This is a genomic window from Streptomyces sp. DSM 40750 (assembly GCF_024612035.1).
Classification (GTDB): Bacteria; Actinomycetota; Actinomycetes; order Streptomycetales; family Streptomycetaceae; genus Streptomyces.
In genome coordinates, this window is record NZ_CP102513.1 from 1981570 (window position 1) to 2006558 (window position 24989).

Annotated in this window: 20 protein-coding genes; 7 read left to right on the forward strand and 13 right to left on the reverse strand. The window is 70.9% G+C overall.

Going from position 1 to position 24989, the window contains the following annotated elements:
* Positions 1 to 2 precede the first annotated feature (2 nt).
* Together JIX55_RS08815 and JIX55_RS08820 are read left to right on the forward strand one after the other, a co-directional pair.
* Positions 3 to 1961: a serine/threonine-protein kinase gene (locus JIX55_RS08815; protein ID WP_257562741.1), complete on the forward strand. Its 1959-nt coding sequence runs from the start codon at positions 3 to 5 to the stop codon at positions 1959 to 1961.
* A gap of 14 nt (positions 1962 to 1975) precedes the next feature.
* Complete coding sequence (locus tag JIX55_RS08820; RefSeq protein WP_257562743.1) at positions 1976 to 2131, forward strand: hypothetical protein; 156 nt, start codon at positions 1976 to 1978, stop codon at positions 2129 to 2131.
* 19 nt (positions 2132 to 2150) lie between these two features.
* Here JIX55_RS08820 and JIX55_RS08825 read toward each other — a convergent pair whose 3' ends face one another.
* The 4 genes from JIX55_RS08825 to JIX55_RS08840 form a co-directional block, all read right to left on the reverse strand.
* The gene (locus JIX55_RS08825) at positions 2151 to 3371 is read right to left on the reverse strand and encodes a sensor histidine kinase (protein WP_257569266.1); all 1221 of its coding nucleotides are present in this window, start codon (positions 3369 to 3371) and stop codon (positions 2151 to 2153) included.
* Positions 3372 to 3468: 97 nt separating this feature from the next.
* Positions 3469 to 5214, reverse strand: a complete 1746-nt coding sequence (locus tag JIX55_RS08830; RefSeq protein WP_257562745.1) for a sodium/solute symporter — start codon at positions 5212 to 5214, stop codon at positions 3469 to 3471.
* A 34-nt stretch (positions 5215 to 5248) separates the two neighbouring features.
* A complete protein-coding gene (locus JIX55_RS08835; protein WP_257548294.1) occupies positions 5249 to 5608 on the reverse strand; it encodes a hypothetical protein in 360 nt (119 codons plus the stop codon).
* A gap of 9 nt (positions 5609 to 5617) precedes the next feature.
* Positions 5618 to 6373 (reverse strand): LytR/AlgR family response regulator transcription factor, encoded by a 756-nt coding sequence (locus JIX55_RS08840; RefSeq protein ID WP_257562747.1) that lies wholly within the window; start codon positions 6371 to 6373, stop codon positions 5618 to 5620.
* A gap of 102 nt (positions 6374 to 6475) precedes the next feature.
* On the opposite strand from JIX55_RS08840, the gene JIX55_RS08845 reads away from it, so the two are divergent.
* From JIX55_RS08845 to rocD, 3 genes are all read left to right on the forward strand, one after another.
* Positions 6476 to 6967: an Lrp/AsnC family transcriptional regulator gene (locus tag JIX55_RS08845; RefSeq protein WP_257562748.1), complete on the forward strand. Its 492-nt coding sequence runs from the start codon at positions 6476 to 6478 to the stop codon at positions 6965 to 6967.
* A gap of 121 nt (positions 6968 to 7088) precedes the next feature.
* A complete protein-coding gene (gene ddaH / locus JIX55_RS08850) occupies positions 7089 to 7919 on the forward strand; it encodes a dimethylargininase (protein ID WP_257562749.1) in 831 nt (276 codons plus the stop codon).
* A gap of 59 nt (positions 7920 to 7978) precedes the next feature.
* Positions 7979 to 9205, forward strand: a complete 1227-nt coding sequence (gene rocD / locus JIX55_RS08855) for an ornithine--oxo-acid transaminase (protein ID WP_257562750.1) — start codon at positions 7979 to 7981, stop codon at positions 9203 to 9205.
* 60 nt (positions 9206 to 9265) lie between these two features.
* Here rocD and JIX55_RS08860 read toward each other — a convergent pair whose 3' ends face one another.
* The 4 genes from JIX55_RS08860 to JIX55_RS08875 are packed head-to-tail and all read right to left on the reverse strand — an operon-like array spanning position 9266 to position 13079.
* Complete coding sequence (locus JIX55_RS08860) at positions 9266 to 10564, reverse strand: NAD(P)/FAD-dependent oxidoreductase (RefSeq protein ID WP_257562751.1); 1299 nt, start codon at positions 10562 to 10564, stop codon at positions 9266 to 9268.
* Positions 10561 to 11364: an amino acid ABC transporter ATP-binding protein gene (locus tag JIX55_RS08865; protein ID WP_257562753.1), complete on the reverse strand. Its 804-nt coding sequence runs from the start codon at positions 11362 to 11364 to the stop codon at positions 10561 to 10563. The genes JIX55_RS08860 and JIX55_RS08865 overlap by 4 nt, the downstream gene beginning before the upstream one ends.
* Entirely contained in the window at positions 11361 to 12137 is a 777-nt protein-coding gene (locus JIX55_RS08870; RefSeq protein ID WP_257562754.1) for an amino acid ABC transporter permease, read from the reverse strand. Before JIX55_RS08870 ends, JIX55_RS08865 begins: the two co-directional genes overlap by 4 nt.
* A 9-nt stretch (positions 12138 to 12146) precedes the next feature.
* Positions 12147 to 13079 carry a substrate-binding periplasmic protein gene (locus tag JIX55_RS08875; RefSeq protein ID WP_257562755.1) on the reverse strand — a complete coding sequence of 311 codons (933 nt, stop codon included), beginning with the start codon at positions 13077 to 13079 and terminating at the stop codon, positions 12147 to 12149.
* 198 nt (positions 13080 to 13277) lie between these two features.
* Between JIX55_RS08875 and JIX55_RS08880 the strand changes: the two genes are divergently transcribed.
* Entirely contained in the window at positions 13278 to 14510 is a 1233-nt protein-coding gene (locus JIX55_RS08880; RefSeq protein ID WP_257562756.1) for a CdaR family transcriptional regulator, read from the forward strand.
* Between the two features lie 57 nt (positions 14511 to 14567).
* On the opposite strand, the gene JIX55_RS08885 is transcribed toward JIX55_RS08880, so the two are convergent.
* From JIX55_RS08885 to JIX55_RS08905, 5 genes are all read right to left on the reverse strand, one after another.
* Positions 14568 to 16310, reverse strand: coding sequence for an amylo-alpha-1,6-glucosidase (locus JIX55_RS08885; protein WP_257562757.1), 1743 nt, complete (start codon positions 16308 to 16310; stop codon positions 14568 to 14570).
* 80 nt (positions 16311 to 16390) lie between these two features.
* A complete protein-coding gene (locus JIX55_RS08890) occupies positions 16391 to 17152 on the reverse strand; it encodes a carbohydrate ABC transporter permease (RefSeq protein WP_257569267.1) in 762 nt (253 codons plus the stop codon).
* Between the two features lie 119 nt (positions 17153 to 17271).
* Positions 17272 to 18243 carry a carbohydrate ABC transporter permease gene (locus JIX55_RS08895; protein ID WP_257562758.1) on the reverse strand — a complete coding sequence of 324 codons (972 nt, stop codon included), beginning with the start codon at positions 18241 to 18243 and terminating at the stop codon, positions 17272 to 17274.
* Between the two features lie 20 nt (positions 18244 to 18263).
* Positions 18264 to 19511 carry a sugar ABC transporter substrate-binding protein gene (locus tag JIX55_RS08900; protein WP_257562759.1) on the reverse strand — a complete coding sequence of 416 codons (1248 nt, stop codon included), beginning with the start codon at positions 19509 to 19511 and terminating at the stop codon, positions 18264 to 18266.
* Between the two features lie 229 nt (positions 19512 to 19740).
* The gene (locus JIX55_RS08905) at positions 19741 to 20787 is read right to left on the reverse strand and encodes a LacI family DNA-binding transcriptional regulator (RefSeq protein WP_257562760.1); all 1047 of its coding nucleotides are present in this window, start codon (positions 20785 to 20787) and stop codon (positions 19741 to 19743) included.
* A gap of 425 nt (positions 20788 to 21212) precedes the next feature.
* On the opposite strand from JIX55_RS08905, the gene JIX55_RS08910 reads away from it, so the two are divergent.
* Entirely contained in the window at positions 21213 to 24875 is a 3663-nt protein-coding gene (locus tag JIX55_RS08910; RefSeq protein ID WP_257562761.1) for a LamG-like jellyroll fold domain-containing protein, read from the forward strand.
* The last annotated feature ends 114 nt before the right edge of the window (positions 24876 to 24989 follow it).

Consider the following 24989-nt stretch of genomic DNA (forward strand, 5'->3'; position numbering starts at 1 on the left):
CGATGCAGTCAGGAGCACCGCATTCGGGGGTCGGCCGGGTCATCGCCGACCGCTACCTCCTGCTGAACCGGCTGGGCAGCGGGGGCATGGGCCATGTCTGGCTGGCGCACGACCGCCAGCTGGACTGCGAGGTGGCGCTCAAGGAGATCGTGTTCCGCAATCCGGGCGAGGCCGAGCGGGAGCGCACGGCCCGGGTGGCCCGCGCCCGCGCCGAGGCCCGGCACGCCGCCGGGCTGCGCCACCACCCGAACGTCGTCACCGTGCACGACGTCCTGGAGCACGACGAACTGCCGTGGATCGTCATGGAGTACGTGCCGGGCGCCCTCGACCTGAAGGCGCTCGTCACCCAGCGCGGCCCCCTCGCGCCCGCCGAGTGCGCCCGGATCGGACTCGCCGTGCTGGACGCGCTGACCGCCGGGCACGAGCGCGGCATCATGCACCGGGACGTCAAGCCGGCCAACATCCTGCTCGCCCCGGACCGCACCGGATCGCCGTACGCGCGCGTCCTCCTCACCGACTACGGCATCTCCGTCCAGCCCGACACCCAGGAGACCCGGTACACACGTACGCACGTCCTGGTCGGGACCGCCGGATATCTGGCGCCCGAGCGGGCCCAGGGCGGGCCGCCGACCGCCTCCACCGACCTGTTCTCGCTGGGCTGCACGCTGTACTACGCCGTCGAGGGGTACGGGCCCTTCGACCGCGACTCGGAGATCGCGGCGCTGACGGCGGTCGTGCTGGAGGAACCTCGCCCCGTGCTGCGGGCGGGCGCGCTGGAGCCGGTGCTGGCCGCCATGCTCGCCAAGGACCCCGTGCACCGGATCACCGCCGTCGAGACCGAGGCCGCGCTCTCCGCGATCGTCACACCCCAGGCCCACCCCCGTACCGAGCCCGACCTGGGCTCGCAACCGCAATGGGCGAGCGAGCCGACGCACACGGCGGAGCCCGAGATCATCGCTTCGCGGGTACCGCACGAGACACCGTGGTACGCGCCGTCGGCCCGGCACGGCGGTCAGGACGCCTGGTCCCCGGCCGAGCACCGGACGTCCGGCGCGGAGGGCTTCGGTCCTCCCCCGCGCACCACCGGCACCCGATCCGGTGGGCGCCGCCGTCGGCACCGCAGCCGGGCCCTCCTCGCGGGCATGGCCACCACCCTCGGCCTGGCCCTCGTGGTCGGCGGCACCTGGTACGCCATGGGGAACATGAAGGACCTGCCGGGCGGGCTGGACGGCAGCGGTGACACCGGGGGTCAGGCGCTGCCGTACGGGAAGGCCGTGGGGCTGGCGGAGCCACTGCGGGACGGCGACTGCGTGGACGCCACCTGGAAGGACACGCCGTTCGCCGACACGCCTCGGCTCAGGGTCCTGCCGCGCTGTGAGAGCACCGGCACGGACGGTCAGGTCATGGCGTTCTACGAGGCGTCGTCGGCCGAGGACGCCCGCGCGAGCGGAGTCACGCGGTGCGAGCAGCTCACCCAGGAGGCCCGCGAGAAGCTCGTGGACATCCGCACCTATGCGGTCGTGCCGTCCACCGACGGCTTCGACGCCGCCGGACACCGCGTCGCCTGTCTCCTGATGGGCGAACGCAGGCCGGTGTACGGGCCGATAGGTCACCATCGCAAGCTGGGCACGGTGTTCAACGACACGGCCACCCTGCAGAAGCAGGACTGTCTCGACACCATCAACGAGAACAAGGCCAAGCTCGTCTCGTGCCAGGAGCGACACCGGCAGAAGGTGCTCGGATTCCTGGAGATGAGCCCGCAGACCACCTATGCGAAGGCATACGGGACCGCCTCCGAGGCCTGTGCGAAGGAAGTGCGGCCACAGGACTACGGGTATGAGCCGAGCCGTGTCCTGTCCGGCTCCTGGATCAGCGAGGACGGCTGGAAAAAAGGCGCACGTTACGTCGTCTGCACTGTCATTTCCGCCAGTGGGGGCACCATGGAGGGAGAAGAAGCCTGAGAAAGGGTGTTGCGATGCCCGGTTCGACGAAGGCCATGGGGGTGCTCACCCTCGGTGGGCTGGTCGTGGTGACGGCCTACTCGGTGGCGCTCGGTAGCAACGGCTGGCTGTGGTTCGGATGGGTCGTCCTGGGTCTGCTGACGCTGGGGATGGTGGCGTCGCGCACCTGAGGCTCACGCGCGGTGTCCCTCAGTCCCGGGGAATTCCCCCGTCCGGATGTACGCCCGGCTGGTACTTGGGCAGCCGGGCGGTGATCTTCATGCCCGCGCCGACCGCGGTCTCGATGACGAGGCCGTGGTCGTCGCCGTACACCTGGCGGAGCCGCTCGTCGACGTTGCTGAGGCCTATGCCTCCCGAGGGGCTGCTCTCGCCGGCGAGGATGCGGCGGAGCACCACGGGGTCCATGCCGACGCCGTCGTCCTCGATGACGACGAGTGCCTCGGCGCCCGCGTCCTGGGCGGTGATGCTGATGTGGCTCTTGCCTGCGGCATTCACAGTCCTGCCTTCGAGTCCGTGTTTCACCGCGTTCTCCACCAGGGGCTGGAGGCAGAGGAAGGGCAGGGTGACCGGCAGGACCTCGGGGGCTATCTGGAGCGTGACCGAGAGGCGGTCGCCGAAACGGGCCCGGACCAGCGCAAGGTAGTGGTCTATCGCGTGGAGTTCGTCGGCGAGCGTGGTGAAGTCGCCGTGCCTGCGGAACGAGTAGCGGGTGAAGTCGGCGAATTCCAGGAGGAGTTCGCGGGCACGCTCGGGGTCGGTGCGGACGAACGAGGCGATCACCGCGAGCGAGTTGAAGATGAAGTGCGGGGAGATCTGGGCGCGCAGGGCCTTGATCTCGGCCTCGATCAGCCGGGTGCGGGACTGGTCCAGGTCGGCCAGTTCGAGCTGTACGGAGACCCAGCGGGCGACCTCCCCCGCGGCTCGTACGAGGACGGCGGACTCATGCGGCGCGCAGGCGACGAGCGCCCCGTGGACGCGGTCGTCGACGGTGAGGGGGGCGACGACAGCCCAGCGCACCGGGCAGTCGAGGATGTCGCAGGTCAGCCGGAAGGCCTCGCCCCGGCCGGTTTCCAGGGGGCCCGCCAGCCGTCCCATGATCTCGGCGCGGTGGTGCTCCGCCACGCCCTCCCAGGCGAGGACCGACTCGTGGTCGGTGAGGCAGAGCGCGTCCGTGCCGAGCAGGGTGCGCAGCCGTTTGGCGGATCTGCGGGCCGTCTCCTCGGTGAGGCCGGCACGCAGCGGGGGCGCGGCGAGCGTGGCGGTGTGCAGGGTCTGGAAGGTGGCGTGCTCGACGGGCGTGCCGAGCCCGCCGAGGCTGCTGCGGGGCCGTGCGGTACGGCGGCCGAGCCAGAACCCGGCCGCGAGCAGCGGGAGCACGGCCACGAAGAACCCCGCCAGGAACCCACTCACTTCACCGCTCATCGCTCACCTCCTGCATGTGGTACACCGCTCACCGCGCTCGGGTTCCCTCCCGCCGATCCGCACCGCCGTCCCCGTGCGATCGATCTCACCGCCGCCACAGTTCGACCTCCTTGGTCGCCGCGCGCGTCCGGCCGCCGACCAGTTCCTCGGGGAGGTGGAAGCGCGCCAGGATCGCCGGTGTCTCCGCCGGGACCTTTCCGGGGGTGGCCAGGGACACCAGGACCATCGTGAGGAAGCCGAGCGGTACGGACCAGAGGGCGGGCCAGGCCAGCAGGGCGTGCAGGGTGCCGGTGCCGGGGTATCCGGCCATGGTCGCGGCGACCGCGAGGAGGGCCGCGCCGCCGCCGACGAGCATGCCGGCGGCGGCGCCCGGCGGGGTGAGGCGCCGCCACCAGATGCCGAGGACGAGCAGCGGGCAGAAGGACGAGGCGGACACGGCGAAGGCGAGCCCGACCGCGTCGGCGACCGGCAGCCCGCCGACCAGGCCGCTCGCCACGAGCGGTACGGCCATGGCGAGGACCGTGCCGAGGCGGAAGTGCTGGACGCCGCGTGCGGGCAGGACGTCCTGGGTGAGCACACCCGCGACCGCCATGGTCAGCCCCGAGGCGGTGGACAGGAACGCGGCGAACGCGCCGCCCGCGACCAGCGCGCCGAGCAGGTCGCCGCCGAGGCCGCCGATCATGCGGTCCGGGAGGAGCAGTACGGCCGCGTCGGCGTCGCTGGTGAGGGTGAGGTCGGGGGCGTAGAGCCTGCCGAGTGCCCCGTAGAGCGGTGGCAGGAGGTAGAAGGCGCCGATCAGGCCGAGGACGACGACCGTGGTGCGGCGGGCGGCGACACCGTGCGGGCTGGTGTAGAAGCGGACGACGACATGGGGCAGGCCCATGGTGCCGAGGAAGGTGGCGAGGATCAGCCCGTAGGTGGCGTACAGGGGGCGTTCCTCACGGCCCGCGGCGAGCGAGGTGGACATGCCGCCGTTGCTGCCGCGGTCGGCGACGGGGACGGTGTCGCCCTTGGTGAAGGTCAGGCGGGTGCCCTGGTCGATGCGGTGGGTGCCGGTGGGCAGGTCGAGACGCCTGTCGTCGTAGCGGCGGCCGTCGATCGTGCCGGAGGCGGTGACGGTCAGCGGGCTCGCGAGCTTCAGGTCGAGGGTCTCGTCGATGCGGACGACGCGCTGTTCGCGGAAGGTCGCGGGCTCGTCGAAGGCGTGGCGCGGGGCGCCGTCGCCCTGCCAGGCGAGGACGAGGAAGAGCGCGGGGACCAGCAGGGCGGTGAGCTTGAGCCAGTACTGGAAGGCCTGGACGAAAGTGATGCTGCGCATACCGCCGGCGGCGACCGTGGCGGAGACGACGACGGCGACGATGACGCCGCCGAGCCACTCGGGCGCGTCGGTGAGCACGTTCAGCGTCAGCCCGGCGCCCTGGAGCTGGGGCAGCAGGTAGAGCCAGCCGACGCCGACCACGAAGGCCCCGGCGAGCCGCCGCACGGTCTTGGAGGCGAGCCGGGCCTCGGCGAAGTCCGGCAGCGTGTAGGCGCCGGAGCGGCGCAGCGGGGCGGCGACGAACAGGAGGAGGACGAGGTAGCCGGCGGTGTAGCCGACCGGGTACCAGAGCATGTCGGGGCCCTGGACGAGGACGAGGCCCGCGATGCCGAGGAAGGAGGCGGCGGAGAGGTACTCGCCGCTGATCGCGGCCGCGTTGAGGCGGGGGCCGACGGTCCGGGAGGCGACGTAGAAGTCGGAGGTGGTCCGGGAGATGCGCAGGCCGAAGGCGCCGACGAAGACGGTCGCCACGACGACGAGGGCGACCGCGGGGACGGCGTAGTTCTCGTTCATGTCTTGCTTCCGGTCGTCTCGTCCACGGGGTGTCTCAGCGGTCCTCGACGAGCCGTACGAGGTCCTGCTCGTTGCGTTCGGCGCGGTGTACGTGCCAGCGGGCGAGGAGGACCAGCGGCGGGTAGACGCCGAAGCCGAGGAGGGCCCATTCCAGGCCGGCGCCGTCCGGCATCGCGGCGAAGACCAGGGGCAGCGGGGCGACCAGCAGCACGAGGACCGCGAACACGGCGAGAGCGGCGCGGAGTTGGCTGCGCATGAGGGAGCGGACGTAGGTGTGGCCGAGGGTGGTCTGTTCGTCGATCTCGGTGCGGGGGCGGTGGTAGCCGGTGCTGCGCCGGGTGCGCCGGGGCACACCGGTGACGACGACGCGCCGTTCGGTCGGGTCCTGGGGCATGCCGTGTCCTCAGCTCGTGGTCCGGCGCATCAGCAGATCGCGCAGTTCGCGGGCGTGGCGGCGGCTGACCTGGAGTTCCACCGAGCCGACGAGGACGCTCACGGTGCCCGCGTCGAGGCGGAGCTCGCCGACGTGGCGCAGGGCGACGAGATGGCGGCGGTGGATGCGGACGAAACCGCGTGCGCGCCAGCGCTCCTCGAGGGTGGAGAGGGGGATGCGGACGAGGTGGCTGCCCTGGGGGGTGTGCAGTCGGGCGTAGTCGCCCTGGGCCTCGACGTGGGTGATGTCGTCGACGGCGACGAAGCGGGTGACCCCGCCGAGTTCGACGGGTATCTGGTCGGGGTCGGGTTCGTGGACCGGTATCGGCGGGGCCGTGTCCCGGAGCTGGGCGGCCCGGCGTATCGCCTCGGCGAGGCGTTCCCGGCGGACGGGCTTGAGGACGTAGTCGACGGCCTTGAGATCGAAGGCCTGGACGGCGAAGCCCTCGTGCGCGGTGACGAAGACGACGAGCGGGGGCCGCGCGAAGCCGGTGAGGAGACGGGCGAGGTCGAGGCCGTCGAGGCCGGCCATGTGGATGTCGAGGAAGACGACGTCGATCGCCTCGGGTCCGTCGGGACCGGATTCGATGGCGCGGTTGATCCGGCGCAGTGCCTCGGTGGCGTCGCTCGCGCCCTCGGCACTGCCGACCCGCGGATCCGCGTTCAGCAGGTACAGCAGCTCCTCGAGGGAGGGTTTCTCGTCATCGACGGCGAGGGCGCGCAGCATGAATGTGGAGTGTAGGAGTAATTCGTACGGCTGCACATGTACGCGCGCCGGACGCCTTCGCGAGGGGCGCCGCGGGCACCCCTCGCTGGATACAGTGCCCGCATGAACAGCAAGTCCGCGGCGTTCGACGAGCTCGATCGGAAGATCATCACGGCGTTGATGGCGAACGCCAGGACCAGCTTCGCCGAGATCGGCTCGGCCGTCGGTCTTTCGGCCACCGCGGTGAAGCGGCGGGTGGACCGGCTGCGTGAGACGGGGGTGATCACCGGGTTCACGGCCACGGTGCAGCCGGCGGCGCTCGGCTGGCGCACGGAGGCGTACGTGGAGGTGTACTGCGAGGGCGCGGCGCCGCCCCGGCGGCTGGCGGAGGTCGTGCGCAACCATCCGGAGATCACCGCGGCGATGACGGTGACCGGCGGTGCGGACGCGCTGCTGCATGTGCGGGCCGTCGATGTGGAGCACTTCGAGGAGGTGCTGGAGCGGATCCGCGCGGAGCCGTTCATCCGGAAGACGATCAGTTACATGGTGCTCTCGCACCTGCTGCCGGAGGCTCCGGAGGCGGGCGCGACACAGGACGCAGCGAACGTGCGCTGAGCCTGCCGAACACGCAGCATTACTGCGCCGACACGCAACGTTCGCTCCTTGTCGTGCGCCGGTCCCGATTCCTACCGTGGTGTCATCCCAGCCGACACCGCAGGAAGCGGAGAGACCCTCTGTGCCCGACAGCCGTGTGCCGCGCCTTCGGCGCTTTCTCGTCTGCGAACCCAGACATTTCGCCGTGCAGTACTCGATCAATCCCTGGATGCATCCGGACACCCCCGTGGACGTCGACCTCGCCCAGGATCAGTGGCGGGAGCTGATCCGCGCCTACCGGGCGCATGGCCACACCGTGCACACCGTGGAGCCGGTGGCGGCGCTGCCCGACATGGTGTTCGCGGCCAACTGTGCCCTCGTCCTCGGCGGCCGGGTCCTCGGCTCGCTGTTCCACGCGCCCGAGCGGCGCCCCGAGTCCACCGCGTACGACGCCTGGTTCAAGAACGCCGGGTACGACGTGTTCCGGTCCGAGTCGGTGTGCGAGGGAGAAGGCGACCTGGTGCCGACCGGCCGCTATCTGCTCGCCGGGACCGGCTTCCGCACCACCCGTGAGGCCCATCGCCAGGCGCAGGAGTTCTTCGGCGTCCCGGTGATCAGCCTCCAGCTGGTGGATCCGCGCTTCTACCATCTGGACACCGCGTTGTTCGTCCTCGACGAGGGGACGGGTGGTCGCGCGGGCAACATCGCGTACTACCCGGAGGCGTTCTCGCCCGGCAGCCGCGCGGTCCTCGCCCGCCTCTATCCCGACGCGGTGATCGCCACCCGTGACGACGCCATGGCGTTCGGCCTGAACTCGGTGTCCGACGGCCGCCATGTCTTCATCTCGCCCCGCGCCAAGGAACTCGCCGACCAGCTGGCCCGGCAGGGCTACGTTCCCGTCCCCGTCGACCTGTCGGAGTTCCAGAAGGCGGGCGGTGGCATCAAGTGCGTCACTCAGGAGATCCGCCCGTGACTGAAGGAGACCCGCCGCCCGGCTCGGGCGATCCGCTCCGTGACCCTGGAGGTCCGCTCATGACCGCTCCCGTCCGTACGCGTTCCTCGGCCGACCTCATCCGCGCCGAGGAGCCCGTCCTCGCGCACAACTACCACCCGCTGCCCGTGGTCGTCGCCCGGGCCGAGGGCGCCTGGGTCGAGGACATCGAGGGCCGCCGCTATCTGGACATGCTGGCCGGCTACTCCGCCCTCAACTTCGGCCACCGCCACCCGGTGCTGATCGAGGCCGCGCACCGCCAGCTCGACACGCTCACCCTCACGTCGCGGGCCTTCCACAACGACCGGCTCGCCGAGTTCGCCGAGTCCCTGGCCGAGCTGACCGGCCTGGACATGGTGCTGCCGATGAACACGGGCGCGGAGGCCGTGGAGAGCGCGATCAAGGTGGCCCGCAAATGGGCGTACGAGGTGAAGGGCGTCCCCGCCGACCGGGCGACGATCGTGGTCGCCGCCGACAACTTCCACGGCCGTACGACGACGATCGTCAGCTTCTCCACGGACCCGGTGGCCCGTGACGGCTTCGGCCCCTTCACGCCGGGCTTCCGGGTGGTCCCGTACAACGACCTCGCCGCGCTGGAGGCGGCGATCGACGAGACGACGGCCGCGGTGCTGATCGAGCCCATCCAGGGCGAGGCGGGCGTGCTGATCCCGGACGACGGCTATCTGCGCGGGGTCCGCGAGCTGACCCGCCGCACGGGTTGCCTGTTCATCGCGGACGAGATCCAGTCGGGCCTCGGCCGCACCGGCCGGACGCTCGCCGTGGAGCACGAGGATGTCCTGCCCGACGCCGTGCTGCTCGGCAAGGCGCTCGGCGGCGGCATCGTGCCGGTGTCGGCGGTGGTGGCCCGCCGGGAGGTGCTGTCCGTCCTCCGGCCCGGTGAGCACGGGTCGACCTTCGGCGGCAACCCCCTCGCCGCGGCGATCGGTTCGGCGGTGGTCGAGCTGCTGCGGACCGGCGAGTTCCAGCTCAGGGCCGCCGAACTGGGCGGGCTGCTGCGGGACGGGCTGACGGCGCTGGTCGGCAAGGGGGTGGTCGGGTTCCGGGCACGCGGGCTGTGGGCGGGCGTCGACATCGACCCCGCGCTCGGCACGGGCCGCGAGATCAGCCACCGCCTCATGGACCGGGGCATCCTGGTCAAGGACACCCACGGCTCGACCATCCGGCTGGCCCCGCCACTGACCATCACGGGCCCGGAACTCCGCTCCGCGCTGGGGACGTTGGAGGAGGTCCTGAGGGAGGGTTCCTGACATCCGGAGTCCGACACCCGCGCCACTTGAGGGGCGCGGGAACCGCGCGGGCGAGCTCGCTCAGGAACGCAGCCGGTCGAAGCGGAACGGCGTGAGGACGCCGGGCCGCCGGCCGGTGAGGATGTACTCGGCGAGCCAGTGCCCGGTCACCGGCCCCAGCGTGACCCCGAGCATCCCGTGCCCGGTCGCCGCGTACGCGTTGTCGTGGCCGGGGACGCGGTCGATGACCGGGAGTCCGTCCGGGAGGAACGGCCGCCCACCCACCCACGGATCACGGATGAGGCCCACCAGGTCGTCCGGATCGTCGAACCAGCGGCCCAGATAGTGCCGGCTCGCGAGGGCGACCGCGACGACCCGGCGCCAGTCGAGACGGTTGTTGTTGCCGCTCAGCTCCATCGTGCCGCCGATCCGCGTGGTCGCCCCGATCGGGGAGGCGACGGCCCGGCGCTCGCCGAAGTACAGCGTGTGGCGCGGCGCCGGGTCCAGGTCCACGGAGAAGCTGTAGCCTTTGCCCGCCTGCAGGGGCAGTGAACTCCCCAGGGCGCGCAGCAGACCGGGGGAACGCATCCCGGCCGCCACGACGACGGCCGAGCAGGGGATCTCGCCCTGGGCGGTGCGCAGCGCGGTGACGCGTCCACCGGTGGACCGGAATCCGGTGGCCTCCGCGTTCTCGTGGACCTTCACACCGGCGGCGGCGAGTGCCTCCCCGAGGGCGCGGGCGAAGGCCTCCGGATCGACCACCCCCTCCCCCTCGACGAGGTACGCCGCGCGCACCCCGGTCGACAGCGCGTCGTCCAGCAGACGGGCGTCGGCGCCCGTGGTGACGTCGTCGGGCAGCGGGTAGCGGCCGTCCGCCATCTCCCGCTGGATCGCGAGGTGATGGCGGGCCTCGGCCGGCGACAGGAAGGCGTGCACCATGCCGGGCCGGGTGAGCGTCGTGTCGACGCCCGCCTCACGCAGGCCGTCGAACAGGTCGAAGGTGGTGCGGTTCAGCTCGGCGACCGCCGCGTAGCCGTGCCGGAACGCGGCCGGTGTACTGCTGCGCCAGAACCGCCACAGCCACCGTACGAACGCCGGGTCCGGCAAGGGCCGTAGATACAGGGGCGAGTCCGGGCGGCCGAGGGAGCGCAGGGCGTAGCGCAGCACCCCCGGCGCCGGCACGGGTGTCGAGTGGCTGAGGCAGACCCAGCCCGCGTTGCCCCGGGACACCCCGGAGCCCAGACCGCGCCGCTCGACGACCTCCACCGGCACACCGGCGGCGGCCAGGTAGTACGCCGTGCACAGCCCCACGACGCCACCGCCGACGACCACGACCGGGGCGTCACCGACCGGGCCTGCCGCACCGGGCGCACGGGTCATGACGCGGTCCCGTAGGAGGAGAGGAACTCCCGGGTGCGGGCCCGGGCCGGGTGGTCGAGGACCTCCTCGGGCCTGCCCTCCTCCACGACGCGGCCGCCGTCGACGAAGACGACGTGGTCGGAGACCTCGCGGGCGAAGGGCAGTTCGTGGGTGACCAGCAGCATGGTCATGCCGTCGGCGGCGAGTTCCCGCATCACGCTCAGTACCTCGCGAGTCGCTTCCGGGTCCAGGGAGGACGTGGGTTCGTCGAAGAGGAGCACTTCGGGGGTGAGGGCGAGGGCGCGCGCGATGGCGACGCGTTGCTGTTCGCCGCCGGAGAGCTGGTCGGGCAGGGCGAGGGCGCGGTGGGCGACGTTGACCCGGCGCAGCAGTGCGACGGCCCGGTCCAGCGCCTCGTGTTCGGGGACGCCCGCCTTGCGCTGGGCGAGGACGACGTTCTCTACGGCCGTGAGGTGCGGGAAGAGGTGGAACCGCTGGAAGACCATGCCTACGGTGCGGCGGAGCCGGGCCAGGTCGCGGCAGACCGTGCGGCCGCCCTGGTGCACGACCTCGCCGGCGACCGCGACCGTGCCCCGGTCCGGGCGTTCCAGCAGGTTGACGCAGCGCATCAACGTCGTCTTCCCGCCGCCGCTCTGCCCGATGACGCTCACTATGCGGCCCCGGGGGACCTCCAGGTGGACGTCGTCGAGTACCAGGCGGCCGTCGAAGGACTTGCTCAGACCTTCGACGCGTACGACCGCCTCCGGGCCCGGCGGAGGAATGGCGGCGCCGGTCTTCGCCGAAGTGACCGAGTCGGTCATGCCGTCGCCTCCTTCACGCCGGTGTCCACACCGGTGTTCGTGATCACGTCGCCGCCGAGCAGGACGCGGGCCGCGCGCAGCCGCCGCCGTCGCCACGGGGACAGGGGGACGCCCGCCCGTACCTTCCGCTCCAGGAGCAGGAGGAGTTGGGAGAGGGGGTAGCAGAGGGCGAAGTAGACGGCCGAGATGACCAGGTAGACCTCGAGGGCGCGGAAGGTGGCCGAGGTGATGAGCCGGCCCTCGGACATCAGCTCGGCGGCGGAGACGGTGACGAGCAGCGAGGTGGACTTCAGCAGGTCGACCAGCATGGTGTTGGTGCCGGGCAGCGCCTGCCGGACGGCCTGGGGCAGGATGATGTGGCCGAAGATGCCCACCCTGCCCAGCCCCAGCGCCTCCCCGGCTTCTGTCTGCCCGGCGTGCACTCCGCTGATCGCGGACCGGAAGATCTCGGACAGATAGGCGGCGTAGAAGACGACGAGGCTGAGGCAGCCGGCCGTGAACACATCCAGCCGTAGCCCGGCGGAGGCGAGGCCGAAGTAGGCCAGGAAGATGATGGCGAGCAGCGGGACGTTCTTGAAGACCTCGGTGTAGACGGCGGCGACGGCACGGGCCGGCCATGCCCTGCTCAGCCGGAGCAGGGCCACCGTCAGGCCGAGCAGCACGGCGCCGGCGAAGCTCACCGCCGTGTAGGAGAGTGTGCGCCCGAGCGCGTCGAGCAGGTCGGGCCGGTAGTCGGACCAGGGGACTTCGAAGAAGCCGGAGAGATCGGACATGTCATCCCCTCACTGGGCGATGGACGGCGGCGTCCAGTCCTGGGGCCGGTCCACGCCCCGGCGGGCGGTGGCGACATCGGCGGCGGGCTTCAGGAACTGCTCGGGGTCTCCGCCCCACTTCTCGACGAGCTTCTTCAGTTGGCCGTCGCCGTACATGGCGTCGATCTCCGCGGAGATCGCCTTCTCCAGCGCGGTGGCCTTCTTGGGCAGGTAGAAGCCTGTCTGGTAGGGCTGGAAGTACTGGTAGTCGGGCTCCGCCTTCACCTGTGCGGCGGTCGGCGGCGTCATGTACTGGGTGTCGATCTTCAGGTCCGGCCGTTCCTTCTGTGCCGCGATGATGAGCAGCGGGTCGAGGAACCCGACGTCGATACGGCCCGCGCCGAGGTCGTCGAAGACCCCGTTGGCGTCCGGATAGGCGTGCAGCTTCGCACCGGGGACGGCCTGGATCGACTTGACCCAGACATAGCCCTCGACCGTGCCGAGTTCCAGGCCCTTCAGATCGTCGACGGTCTTGTACGTCTTGCCGGACCGCACGGCCATCGCCGGGGGCGAGTAGTAGGGCGGGTCGGTGAACAGACCCTGCTTCTGCCGGTCCGCCGACCAGGCGACCCCGCCGATCGTGATGTCGACGCGGCGGGACTGCACCCCGGCGAGCATGCCCGCGAAGTCCGTGACCTGGGGTTCGACCGTGAGGCCGAGTTTCTCGGCGACGTGGTTGAGGATGTCGCCGTCCAGCCCGACGATCTTGTCGCCCTGGACGCTGGTGTAGGGCGCGTACGGCTGGACGGCCACCTTGAGCACGCCGGGAGTGAGTGTGCCCAGCGCGGCGGTCTTGGCGGAGACGTTCTTCGGGTCGTCGTCGCCGTCCGCGCCACAGGCGGCGACGGTCGACAGCAGGAGGGTCGCGGACAGGGCGGCAACAAGCGAACGCACACGGATCATCGGCGTGGCCTTCCGTATCGGCCTGCAGGAACCCGCCGTTCACCGCGGTGTGCCCCCGGCGGGATGTGATGGGGCCAAAGGCTATGAGCGGGGCGGTCAGGGGTCACTGTTCGCTTCGTACGGACTTGTGGGCGGAATCACCCGCCCCGCTGTACGGTGCGTCCAGCTCCGCTCCATCCCCCGACGGGAGGAACGCCCGTGCTGAGCCCGTCGCTCGCGCAGGAGATCGCCGGCGACACGTCCGCGGTCATCGGTTTCAACGTGCTGATCACCGATGCGGAGGGCATGGTCATCGGCAGCGGCGACAGCAGCCGGGTCGGCACCTTCCACGAGGCCTCCGTCGAGGTGATCCGCACCCAGGAACCGGCCACGCACAGCGCCTCGCAGGCGCTGCGGCTACGGGGTGTACGCCCCGGCGTCACCCTGCCGCTGGTCACGGACGGGCAGGCGGTGGGCACGGTCGGGATCACCGGAACCCCCGGCCGGGTGCGGCGTTTCGGCCTGCTGGTGAAGCGTCAGACGGAGATCCTGCTGAGGGAATCGGTGATGCTGCGGTCCCGTCTGCTCGCCGAGCGGGCGGCCGAGAAACTGCTCGCCGACATCGCCTCGTACGACCCTCAGGTGGTCGAGGGCGACTTCCTGCTCTTCCGGGCCGCCGAGCTGGGCTTCGACCTGCGGCTGCCCCGGGTCGCGGTGGCGTTCGAGGTGACCGTGGCCGAACCGGGCAGCCGTCGGCCCGGCGCACCGGCCCGGGACATGGCACTGGTCCGCTCGGAACTGCTGCGCACGGTCCGCGAGGTCTTCGCCGACCCCCAGGACATCGTCGCCACCGCGGCTCCCGGCTGGATCGGCGTGCTGCACCGGCTCCGGACCGACCGGCCGGCGGCGTCCCTGGTCGCCGACTGCCGCCGGGTCGCCGATGTCATCGCCGCGCAGAGCCCCCTCACCGCGCGCGCCGGGATCGGCGAACCGGCCGACTCCCTCGGCGCCCTCCACGACTCCTATCAGGACGCCTGCGACGCGCTCCATCTGACGGCCCGGCGGACGAACGGCTCCCCCGCCCACCCGACGCCCCGTGGGGCGAGCGGCGCCCCGGTCCACCTGATCTCCGATCTGCGGATCCACCAGGTCCTGGCGGCGGTGGGCCAGCCCGCCCGGAGCCGGCTGCTCGCGGTGACCGCCGCCGACCTGCGCGCCCAGCCGGACTGGCCGGTGCTCCGCGACACGATCACCGCGTGGTGCGAGGGCGGCTTCAATCTCGTGCGGGCGGCCGAGGCGCTGCACGTCCACCGCAACACCGTGGTCTACCGCATGCAGAAGATCGAGCAGCTCACCGGCCGCCCACTGCGTGACCATCGCACGACCATGGCTCTGTATCTCGCCTGCCTGTCCGACCAGTTGGGCGGGGCCGCCGAGACGCCCGGGACCTGACGGTGCGGGCGCGGCCCCGGCGGACCGCATGAATGTCTTCGCGAAGGGCCATGGCTCTCAGGAATCCCGCGCATGCGGATTCTCGTGGGCTTCGGCGAGGAGGAGGTAGCTGCTGGCGGTCCAGGTGTAGGCGCGGTCGCGCAGACCCGTTCCGGTCAGGGCGTCGAAGTTCTCGGCGAAGCCGTGGGTCTCGCACAGGGCACGGAAGCGGGCGCTGATCTCGTCGGCCAGTCGGTGGTGGCCGCCACGGCGCAGGCCGTCCTCGACGAGGACCGTGGCGGGGGCCCAGATCGGGCCACGCCAGTAGCCGTCGGAGAGGTAGTGCGGTGAGGTCGGCAGTTCGGTGGCCAGGCCGTACGGGGTCAGGTGGGCCTCGATGCGTCCGGCCAGCACGCCGCTGACCTCGTCCGGCAGATGCTCGCCCAGCACGATGGGCATCAGGTCGAGCAGGCCGGCGCTGTGCCAGGTGTCGCCGCTCGCGACCCCCCGGGCGACGAACCGGTCACCGGTCCACAGTTCGTCCAGCATCGCCGCCTGGGTCGCCTCGGCGGCCAGCGTCCACCGGCGGCCCTCCTCCGGCTTGCCCAAGTACGTTGCCAGCTCGGCGAGTTCACGCAGCTGGAGGACGAGGAAGGCGGCCAGGTCCGCGGTGACGACCACGCGTTCGGGGTCGAAGGTGGTGGCGTTGTCCCAGCCGCTGTCGTTGCCGTGCTGGTAGTGGGGCAGGGCTGCGCCGGGGGCGCGCCGTGCGGTGAGCCAGAAGTCCGTCCAACGTGCCAGCCTGTCGTACGTCTCGGCCAGTGCCGCCCGGTCCGGGGGCGTGGTCAGCCGACGGCGCAGGCGGGCGAAGGCCCAGCCGTGGATGGGGGGTTTGACGAAGTTGTGGAGGACTTCGGAGTGGGTGACCGAGTCGGGCAGCGCCCCGGCCTCGTCCTGGTGGTCGAAGGGCAGGTGGAACTGGTCCCGGGCCAGGTCGGGCAACCCGGGGGCCAGGGCGAGCGCGTTGAAGCAGTGGTCCCAGCTCCAGACCTTGTCCATCCAGTGCTTGGACATCAGTACGGCGGGCCGGGTGACCAGCCCCGCCGGGCGTACGGTCGCGGACCACACGACGTAGGCGGCGAGTTCGGCGGCCGGGGTGGCGGACGAGCGCCACGGGGCCACGGTGTCGACGAAGTCCGCGTAGGAGTGGCGCGCGGCCTCCACGATCTTGTCGAAGGCCGCCGTCGGCGCGTACGGCGGGCGGGCCGTGTCGAGTTCCTCGACCGCGATCTCCCAGGGACCGTCCGTGTCGGCGGCGACGGCGAGACCACGGTCGGCACCGCCCAGGGCCTGACTGCCGAACGTGTCGGCCGCCCTGCCGGAGAGCACGGTGACGCGGTAGCGGCGTCCGGTCTCGTACGACGTGAACACGTACGCGTCGGAGGCCGCGTCGTGGAAGAAGTACGTGCCGCCGAACGGGGTCAGCGTCCGGGCCGCCGCCGCGACGCGCAGCGAGAGGCCCGCACCGCGCAGGCGGACGGTGTCCGGCGACTCGTAGGTGAGATCGACGCGGCCGGCCCCGCTGGTCCAGCTCAGCAGCCCAGGTCTCGCCTCCACGCGGGTCTCGGCCCGTTCGCCCGTCGCGGCGTCGAGCGGCACGAGACGCAGGACGGCGTGCATGCCGTTCTGGTGCGAGACCAGGTGGAGGTCCTCGGCACGGGTCTTCTCGGCCACCACGGGGGAGATGTCGAACCAGGATCCGTACGTGCTGAACGGGATGTCGTGGACGGAGAAGGCCGGGCCGGATCGGGCGGCGGTCATGAGGGGTTACTCGTTTCTCGGTCAGGGGTCGCCGACCGTCCGGCGGACGGTCGGTGGGGCCGTGGCGAGCGGGGAGGTGGTCAGTCCTTGACCGCGCCCGCGGTCACGCCGGCGGCGACGTAGCGCTGGGCGAGGACGAGGATCACCGCGGCCGGCAGCGAGGCCACGACGGCGGTGGCCATGATGGCGTTCCACTCCTGGTTGTTGTTGCCTATGTAGTGGTAGATGCCGAGGGTGATCGGCTCGTGGGCGCCGCCGTTGACGAGGGTGCCGGCGAAGACGAAGTCGGACCAGGACCACAGGAACGCGAACAGCGACACCGTGACGACGGCGTTGCGGCTCATCGGCAGGACGACCGACCAGAAGGTGCGCAGCGGCCCGGCTCCGTCCGTCTTCGCGGCCTGGAGCAGTTCGCCGGGGATGCCGGACATGAACGCGGTGAAGATGAGTACGGCGAAGGGGACGGCCAGGGTCGAGTCGGCGACGATGAGGCCGGGGACCGACTGGAGCAGACCGAGGCTGAGGTAGATGGCGTAGAAGCCCATCGCCATGATGATGCCGGGGATCATCTGGGCGGCCAGCAGGACGAAGCCGAGGATGCCACCGCCGCGCGGGCGCAGTTTGGCCAGCGCGTATCCGGCGGGTGCGGACAGGGCCACGGTCAGGACGACGGTGCCCAGGCCGATGACGAGGCTGGTGCCGAGGTAGGGCAACTGCTCGTCCAGCACCTTGCGGTAGCCGTCCAGTGTGCCGTGGGCGGGGAACAGGTCGGGCGGGCTCTTGCGCATGTCCTGGTCGCGGGTGAAGGACACGTTGAGCATCCAGTAGACCGGGAACAGCATGATGCCGGTCAGCAGGAGGCCGATGGCCGTCTTCCCCCATGCGCGCTTGCCGAGGGCGGTTCCTCCCCGCGTGCGCTTGCCGACGGTCGTCTCCCGCCACGGGTGCTTGCCGCTTCGGCTCATGACAGCGCCTGCTTTCTCTGGACGCGGACGTAGATCAGGCCGAAGACCAGGGCTGCGACGACGAGCAGGTTGCCGACGGCCGCGCCCGGGCCGAAGGCGGGCACCAGGTTGCCGAAACCGAGCTGGTAGGACCAGGTGGCGAAGGTCGTGGACGACTCCGCCGGACCGCCCTTGGTCATGATCCAGATGATGTCGAAGACCTTGAGCGTGTAGACCAGCCCGAGGAGCACCGTGATGGCGGACACCGGACGCAGCAGCGGGAAGGTGATGCTCCAGAACCGCCGCCAGGCACCCGCCCCGTCGAGGGCGGCGGCCTCGTACAGGCCCGCCGGGATGGACTGCAGGCCGCTGTGGAGCACGACCAGGTTGAACGGCACGCCGATCCAGATGTTGGCGATGATCACCGAGGTCAGCGACCAGGACGGCGAGGTCAGCCAGTTCACCGGGTCGATGCCCACGATGCCCAACAGAGCGTTGACGAGGCCGGATTCGCTGTTGAGCATCCACGACCAGGTGGAGGCCGACACGATCAGCGGCAGCAGCCAGGGCACCAGGAACAAGGCCCGCAGGGTGGCGGAGAGCCGGAAGTGCTGGTTGAAGAAGACCGCGAGGGCCAGGCCGATGGCGTACTGGAAGAAGAGGCAGACGACGGTGAAGACGACCGTGTGGAGCAGCGCCGGGGCGAAGGTCGGGGCGTCGAGGACGGCCCGGTAGTTCTCCAGGCCCGTGAACGGCGCGTCGCCCTGGACGAAGGAGCGGACGGTGTAGTCGCGCAGGCTCAGGTCGAGGTTGCGGTAGAGCGGATAGGCGTAGAAGACGACGAGGTAGAGCGTCACCGGAGCGAGGAACGCCCAGGCTGCCCACTGCTGGGAGCCGGGACGGCGCCGTGCCCGGGGCGGTGCCGCGGGGGCCGTACCGCTGTGCCCGGACACGGGCCGGCGGTGCGGCACTTGTGTCGTGTGACTCATCAAGTGCCCCTTGTCCGGCGTCACTTGACGGCGGACTGCGCGGCGCTCAGCGCGTCCTTCGGGGACTGCGAGCCGCTGAGGGCGGACTGGACGGCCTTCCACATCTGCTCGGAGATCTTCGGGTACTTGGTGCCCAGGTCGTCGCTGGTGCGCCCCTTGGCCGCCTGCACCGCCTCGACCCACGGCTTCAGCCCGGCGTTCGCCGCCACCTGCTTGCCCTGGACCTCGCTGGTGGGGGCCACGTAGGACAGCGTGGTGTCGGTGTCGTACAGGTTCTCGGTGCTGGTCAGACAGGTCGCCAGCTTCTGCGAGGTGGTGTAGCGGCCGGTGTCGCCCTGGACGGGGATGGTGACGAACTCGCCGCCGGTCGGGGCGGCGGCATTGCCTCCGGAAGCGCCGGGGACCGGGATGACGCCGTACTCGAAGCCCGCCTTCTCGGCGCCCGCGAGCTGCCAGGTGCCGTTCTCGGCGAAGGCGTAGTCGCCGGTCGCGAACTCCTGCCAGCTGGTCGTCTGGGTGTTGTTGATGACCGAGTTGGGCGCGTAGCCCTTCTCCACCCAGTCGCTCCACAGGGTCAGCGCCGAGACGGCCTCGGCGGAGTCGAGGTCGGTCAGCTGTGCGCCCGAGCCCCAGAACCAGGGCAGGAACTGGAAGCTGCCCTCCTCCGTTCCGATCGCCGAGAAGGTGATGCCCTTCTTGCCCGCCTTCTCGACCTTCTCCAGCGCCGCCGTCAGCGACGTCCAGTCCTTGACCGAGGCGATGTCCACGCCGGCTTCCTTCAGCACCTTCTTGTTGTAGTAGAGGGCGAGGGTGTTGGCGCCGATCGGCGTGCCGTACGTCTTCCCGCCCGACTGGCCGGCCGCGAGCAGATTGGGATCCACCTTCGAGGTGTCCAGCTTGTTGTCGTCGGTCGAGGTGAGGACGCCCGCCTCGGCCAGGGTCGACACGACGGGGTTGTCGACGATGAGGACGTCCGCGGAGTTGTCCTGCTGCGCCGCCAGCAGTGCCTTGTTCGACAGGTCGCTGGTGTCGAAGGCGGTCCGCTTGATCTTCACCCCGGCCTCGGTGCCGCAGTCGTCCAGCAGCTTCGCCCAGGCCGAGCCCTTGTCGAACTGCGGGTACGGGTCCCAGATGGCGTACGTGCCGCTGTCCGCCGCCTTTGTCCCGGTGCCGCCCGAACCGGAGCCGCAGGCGGTGGTACCGGTGGCGACGGCCAGGACGGTCAGGGCTGCGGCGGTCAGACGACGCTGTCTGCAGGAGCTGTTCATCGTGGGTTCCTTTGTTTCTGGCATGCGGGTGCCCAGGCGATTTCCGGCATGCGGGTGCCGAGGCGTTCGGGCATGCGGGTGCCGAGGAGGAGGGATTGCTGCGGGCGGGCGAGCGAGCGCGCCGAACGCACTGATGTGCGTTTCGGGTGTCGGCGGGATGCAGAAGGAAGGTGGAGAAGAGGGGAAGCGAGGAAACGAGGAAGGGGAACGGGGTTTCCCGTGGGGTGGGTCAGGGCGTCATATCGGATCCGGCGTCCGCACCGGGCGTGGCTCCCGCGGGCCCGGTGCTGGCCCGGAGCGAGATCGGCGGTGCGAGCAGGTGGTGCCGGGGCGGCGTGCCGGGTTGGTCGAGCCGCTCCACCAGCAGGTCGACGGCCAGACGGCCCAACTCGGCCGCCGGTACGTCCGCCGCGGTGAGCTGCGGGGTCACCGTCTCCGCCCAGCGGCCGGCCACGACTCCGGTGACGGAGAAGTCGCGCGGCACATGGCGGCCGGCCTGGGCCAGGCCCCGGTAGAGGCCGCCCAGTGCGGCCTCGTTCAGCGTGACCAGGGCGGTGGTGGCCGGATCGTCGTGCAGGATCCGTTCCACACAGGTCTGGCCCGAGGCCGCGTCGTCCCCGCAGCAGTACGTCCGGACCGTCAGCCCGCGCTCGGCCGCGGCCTTCGTGAAGCCGTCCAGGCCGCGGTGTGCGGACTCGTACCCGGCCCGCAGCAGCTGCTCGGGACGGTTGACGAAGGCGACCCGGCGGTGGCCGAGATCCGCCAGATGGTGGACGCACGCCTCGACCAGCGCGGTGTGGTCGAGGCCCACCCACCAGCCGCCCTCGGGACGAGCGGTACGGCCGATGGCGACGGAGGGGAAGCCCAGCTCGGTGAGATGGTCGACCCGGTCGTCCTCCAGCCTGATCTCCATCAGGATCGCGCCGTCGACCCGCCGCTCCCCCAGCAACCGCTGGAAGGAACGGTCGCTGTCCATGCCGCTGGGGGACAGCAGTACGTCGTAGTCGTAGGCCGCGGCGGCCTCCACCACACTGCCGATGAAGTCCAGCTGCATGCCCGTGTAGTGGTTCCCGGCCGGCGGGAAGACCAGGCCGAGCGTGCTGGTCCGACCGTTGGCCAGGGCGCGGGCACTGGCACTGGGCCGGTAGCCCAGTTCGTCGACGACCTGCTGGATCCGCCGGCGTGTGTCCTCCGAGACCGGGCGCTTGCCGCTCAACGCGTAGGACACGGTGCTCCGCGAGACACCGGCCCGCTTGGCGATCTCACCGATGTTCACGGGAACTCCTTGCTCGAACCGGTTCGCTGCCCCGGGAGGAAACATAGCGCCGGCCGCGTGAAGCGGGTAACGATGACGAGGCGACCTCCGGCTGTCGAACCGGTTCGCATGAAGCGAAGGTAAGAACAGCCCGAGGGCCTGTCAACACCTCGGGCCATTTTGCCGCAGTCCGGACCACCTGCCGGTGGTTCGTCGCGTCGAAGGCATTGCTGGGCGGGTTGCCCGGTGCTAGCTTCGCCGAACCGGTTCGATGAAGTGATCCTTCCGGCAGCGTGGGCCACCTCGGCCCAGCCCGCGCCGCCCGAGGCGGAGACCCCCCACCACCCGCAAGGTTCGCCGGGCCGCCGGCCGCGCGAAAATCGAACCGGTTCGATGCCCATCTGGGCCGACCGGAACCCGCTACTCAAGGATTGAGGACGCAATCCATGCCATCCGCTGACAGATCCGCCCGGCGCCGCGCTCCGGCCGCCGTGGCACTGACTCTCGGCGCGGGCCTGCTGGCCTCACCCGCCGTACCCGCGCAGGCGGCCGAGGCCCCCCAGCCCGCCGCTCGCTACACTTTCGACCAGGACGACCTCGCCTCCGGCAGGATCACCGACAGTTCCGGCAACGGTCTGACGGCGACCCTGGTGAACGGCTCCACCGCGCGGTCCGTCGCGGGCGCGGACGGCGGCCAGGCACTGGCCCTGCCCGGCGGAGCACCCACCTCCGACGGCGCATACGTCCGGCTGCCCCGTGAACTGCTCGGCGACGCGAGCGACTTGACGGTCTCCGCCCGGGTGAAGTGGAGCGGCGACACGTCGTCCTGGCAGCGGATCTTCGATCTGGGCACCAACACCACGAGGTACCTGTTCACCACCCCGTACAGCGGGAACGGGGTGCTGCGAACCGCCGTCACCACCGGCGGAGGCGGCGCGGAGGGGCAGGTCAACGGGTACGCGATGCTGCCCGCCGACGCGTGGAAGACCGTCACCGTCACCCTCGACACCTCCGCCGGCCGCGTCACCACCTACCTCGACGGGGTGGCGGTCTCCTCCGCCGAAACCGACGTCGAGGCGAAGGACCTGCTGGACGGTTCGGCCACGGCCGCCGGATACATCGGCAAGTCCTTCTGGCCGGATCCGCTGCTCAAGGGCGCGATCGACGATTTCACCGTGTGGCACTCGGCGCTCAGCCCCGAGCAGGTGGCCGGTACGGTCGGGGACGTGCCGACCGTCCAGGAGCTTTCGAAGACGTCCTTCGAGGTCCGTACGACGACCGGGACCGCCCCGTCCCTCCCCGCCGCCGTCCGCTCCTCCTTCTCCGACGGCTACGACCGCGACACCCCCATCACCTGGGACGCCGTACCGTCCGAGAAGTACGACCGGCCGGGGACGTTCACGGTGGCGGGAACCGCGGCCGGGCGGGCCGTGAAGGCGACCGTCACCGTGGTCCGCGAGGGGCAGCTCACCGTCGGCCTCGGCTCGGACACCGGCGCCTTCCACGGCGGCGCCTCCGGCACGCTCTACGGCGTGTACGGACCGGACGTCCCCACCAACAACCTGATGGAGGGCATGGGCCTGCGCACGGTCTCCACGAAGGCACAGGACGGCCCGCAGCACCCCGGTGCCGACGCGCTGGAGGTGGTGAAGCCGCTGGCCGACTCCACCGACGGTGATGTGTACATCTACATGACCGACATCCACCGCGGCTTCCCGTACCAGTGGCCGGGCGACACCCCCGAGGAGAAGATCGAGCTCTACAAGGAGAAGATCACCGATCAGGTCGACCAGGTCCTGAAACTACCGAAGCAGTACCAGGACAACATCGTCTTCGTGCCGTTCAACGAGCCCGAGGGCAACATGTTCGGAACCGGTGAGTGGAGCTACAACAAGATCAGCTGGCTCAACGACCCGGACGACTTCTTCGCCGCCTGGGACGACGCCTACAAGCTCATCAAGGGCAAGATGCCCGACGCCCGCATCGCCGGCCCCAACACCAGCGTCCTGTACGACCAGGTGAAGGGCTTCCTCACTCACTCCCTGGCCGCCGGCACCCTCCCGGAGGTGATCACCTGGCACGAACTGAGCCACCCGGAGGCGGTACGCGAGAGCGTCGCCAAGTACCGGGCCTGGGAGAAGGAACTGTTCGAGGGCACCGACAAGGCGGGCACCCGACTCCCGATCAACATCAACGAGTACGCCTTCAACTACCACACCTCCGTCCCCGGCCAGATGATCCAGTGGGTGTCCGCGATCGAGGAGTCCAAGGTGGACGCCGACATCGCGTACTGGAACATCGACGGCAACCTCTCCGACTCCGCGGTGCAGGCCAACCGCGGCAACGGCCAGTGGTGGCTGCTGAACGCGTACGCCTCGATGAGTGGGCACACCGTGCGGGTGACCCCGCCGTTCCCCGGCGAGAACTACACCATGCAGGGCGTCGCCACGCTCGACGAGAGGAAGCGGCAGGCACGGCTCATCTTCGGCGGGTCCACCGGCAAGGGCCACATCACCTTCGCGGACGTCCCCGAGAAGCTCTTCGGCCGGCGCGTGCACGCCTGGGTGCGGGAGATCGAGTGGAGCGGACAGCTGGGCAACTCCTCCGGCCCGAAGCTGCTCACCGAGACGGACCTGAAGGTCGGTGACGACGGCACGGTCGTCGTCGGCTTCGGTGAGAGCGGCCTGCCGGCGCTGAACGAGTCGTCGGCGTACGAGATCGTCCTCAGCCCGGCCGGAAGGGCGAAGGGCACACAGGCCCCGCCCGCGTCCTGGCAGGCGTCGTACGAGGCGGAGGACGCCGCCCACACAGGGTCCGGCTACTCGAAGAACGGCCCGGAGGGCTCGCCGCGCGACGTGTCGAAGTTCTACACCTCCGGCGCCTACGACGTGGGCGGCCTGCGCACCGGCTCGGACGTCACGCTCGACTTCACCGTGGACGTGCCCGAGGACGGCACCTACGACCTGAGCGTCTTCGCCAACTCCCTCAACACCTTCGACAAGGTGAAGGAGCAGGGCCCCACCAACGTGTTCCTGCGCGTGGACGGCGAGGCGGACAGCGAACAGGAACTGCGCCTGCCGCTCGGCTACAAGTGGGTGGTGTGGGACCACACCGACACGAAGGTCCACCTCACCAAGGGCAAGCACACCCTGACGCTCGCCGCGCAGAGCCTCGACGGCGAGCGCGCCACGCAGGGTGACGCCATCGTCGACCGCCTCACCCTCTCCCTCCCCGAGGCTTCGGCCGACACGCAGGTCCACGAGGGCGAGTTGGCGTGGCTGGGCGGCGGGGCACGGCCCGTCTACGACCTGTCGAAGCAGGCCGGAACCCCGGCGACCGGCTCGGGTGCGGCCCGGCTCGCGAAGGGCGAGACCGCCACGTTCTGGGTCTACTCGCCCGCCGACCGCGAGGCCACCCTCAAGGTCGACACCCTCGGCGGCTCACGAGCCCGGCTCTCCGTCAACGGCCACGACGTCCTGCGCCTGGCCAAGGGCCGGACCGGCGTCGCGGTCTCCCTCTCCGGCGGCCTCAACAAGGTGACGTTGACCGGGGGTTCGTCCACCACCCTCGTCGACCGCCTCACGGTCACACCGACGGAGGGCGCCCTCCCGGCACGTACATACGAGGCAGGGGACGCGAAGCTCGCGGGCTCGGCCGCGCTGACCCCGCTCTCCCTGGCCACCGACGGCACGGCGATCACCGGCATCGGCGGCGACCCGGGCAACGGCAACACGGCGACGTTCACCGTCGCCGCGGACCGGGCGGGCCTGTACGCACTGCGCGTCCGCTATTCCAACCCCGAGCAGTCCGAGGCCACCCACTACAACCCGGACCCGCTCGCCCGCCACGCCGACATCACCGTCAACGGCGGCGAGACTCGGCGGGTCGGCTTCCCGCACAGCTTCCACCAGAACAACTTCTGGGAGCTGACCGTCCCGGTCCAGCTCAAGAAGGGGCGGAACACCCTCACGTTCCGCTCCGAGGAACTGCCGAACTTCGACGGCACCACCTACGCCTCGGACACCTTCCCCGGGGTGCTGCTCCGCTCCCGGTACGCGCCACTGATCGACCGGATCACCGTCGCGCCGTACGCGCGGGAGGTGCGATGAGGTGAACGGTGAAGCGCCCGGTCCGTCACGGTCGACGGGCCGGGCGCTTCGCCGTTCCCGGCAGGCAGGGGCTCACCCGTGCGGCCAGGCCGGGGGACACTGTTCCGGCCACTC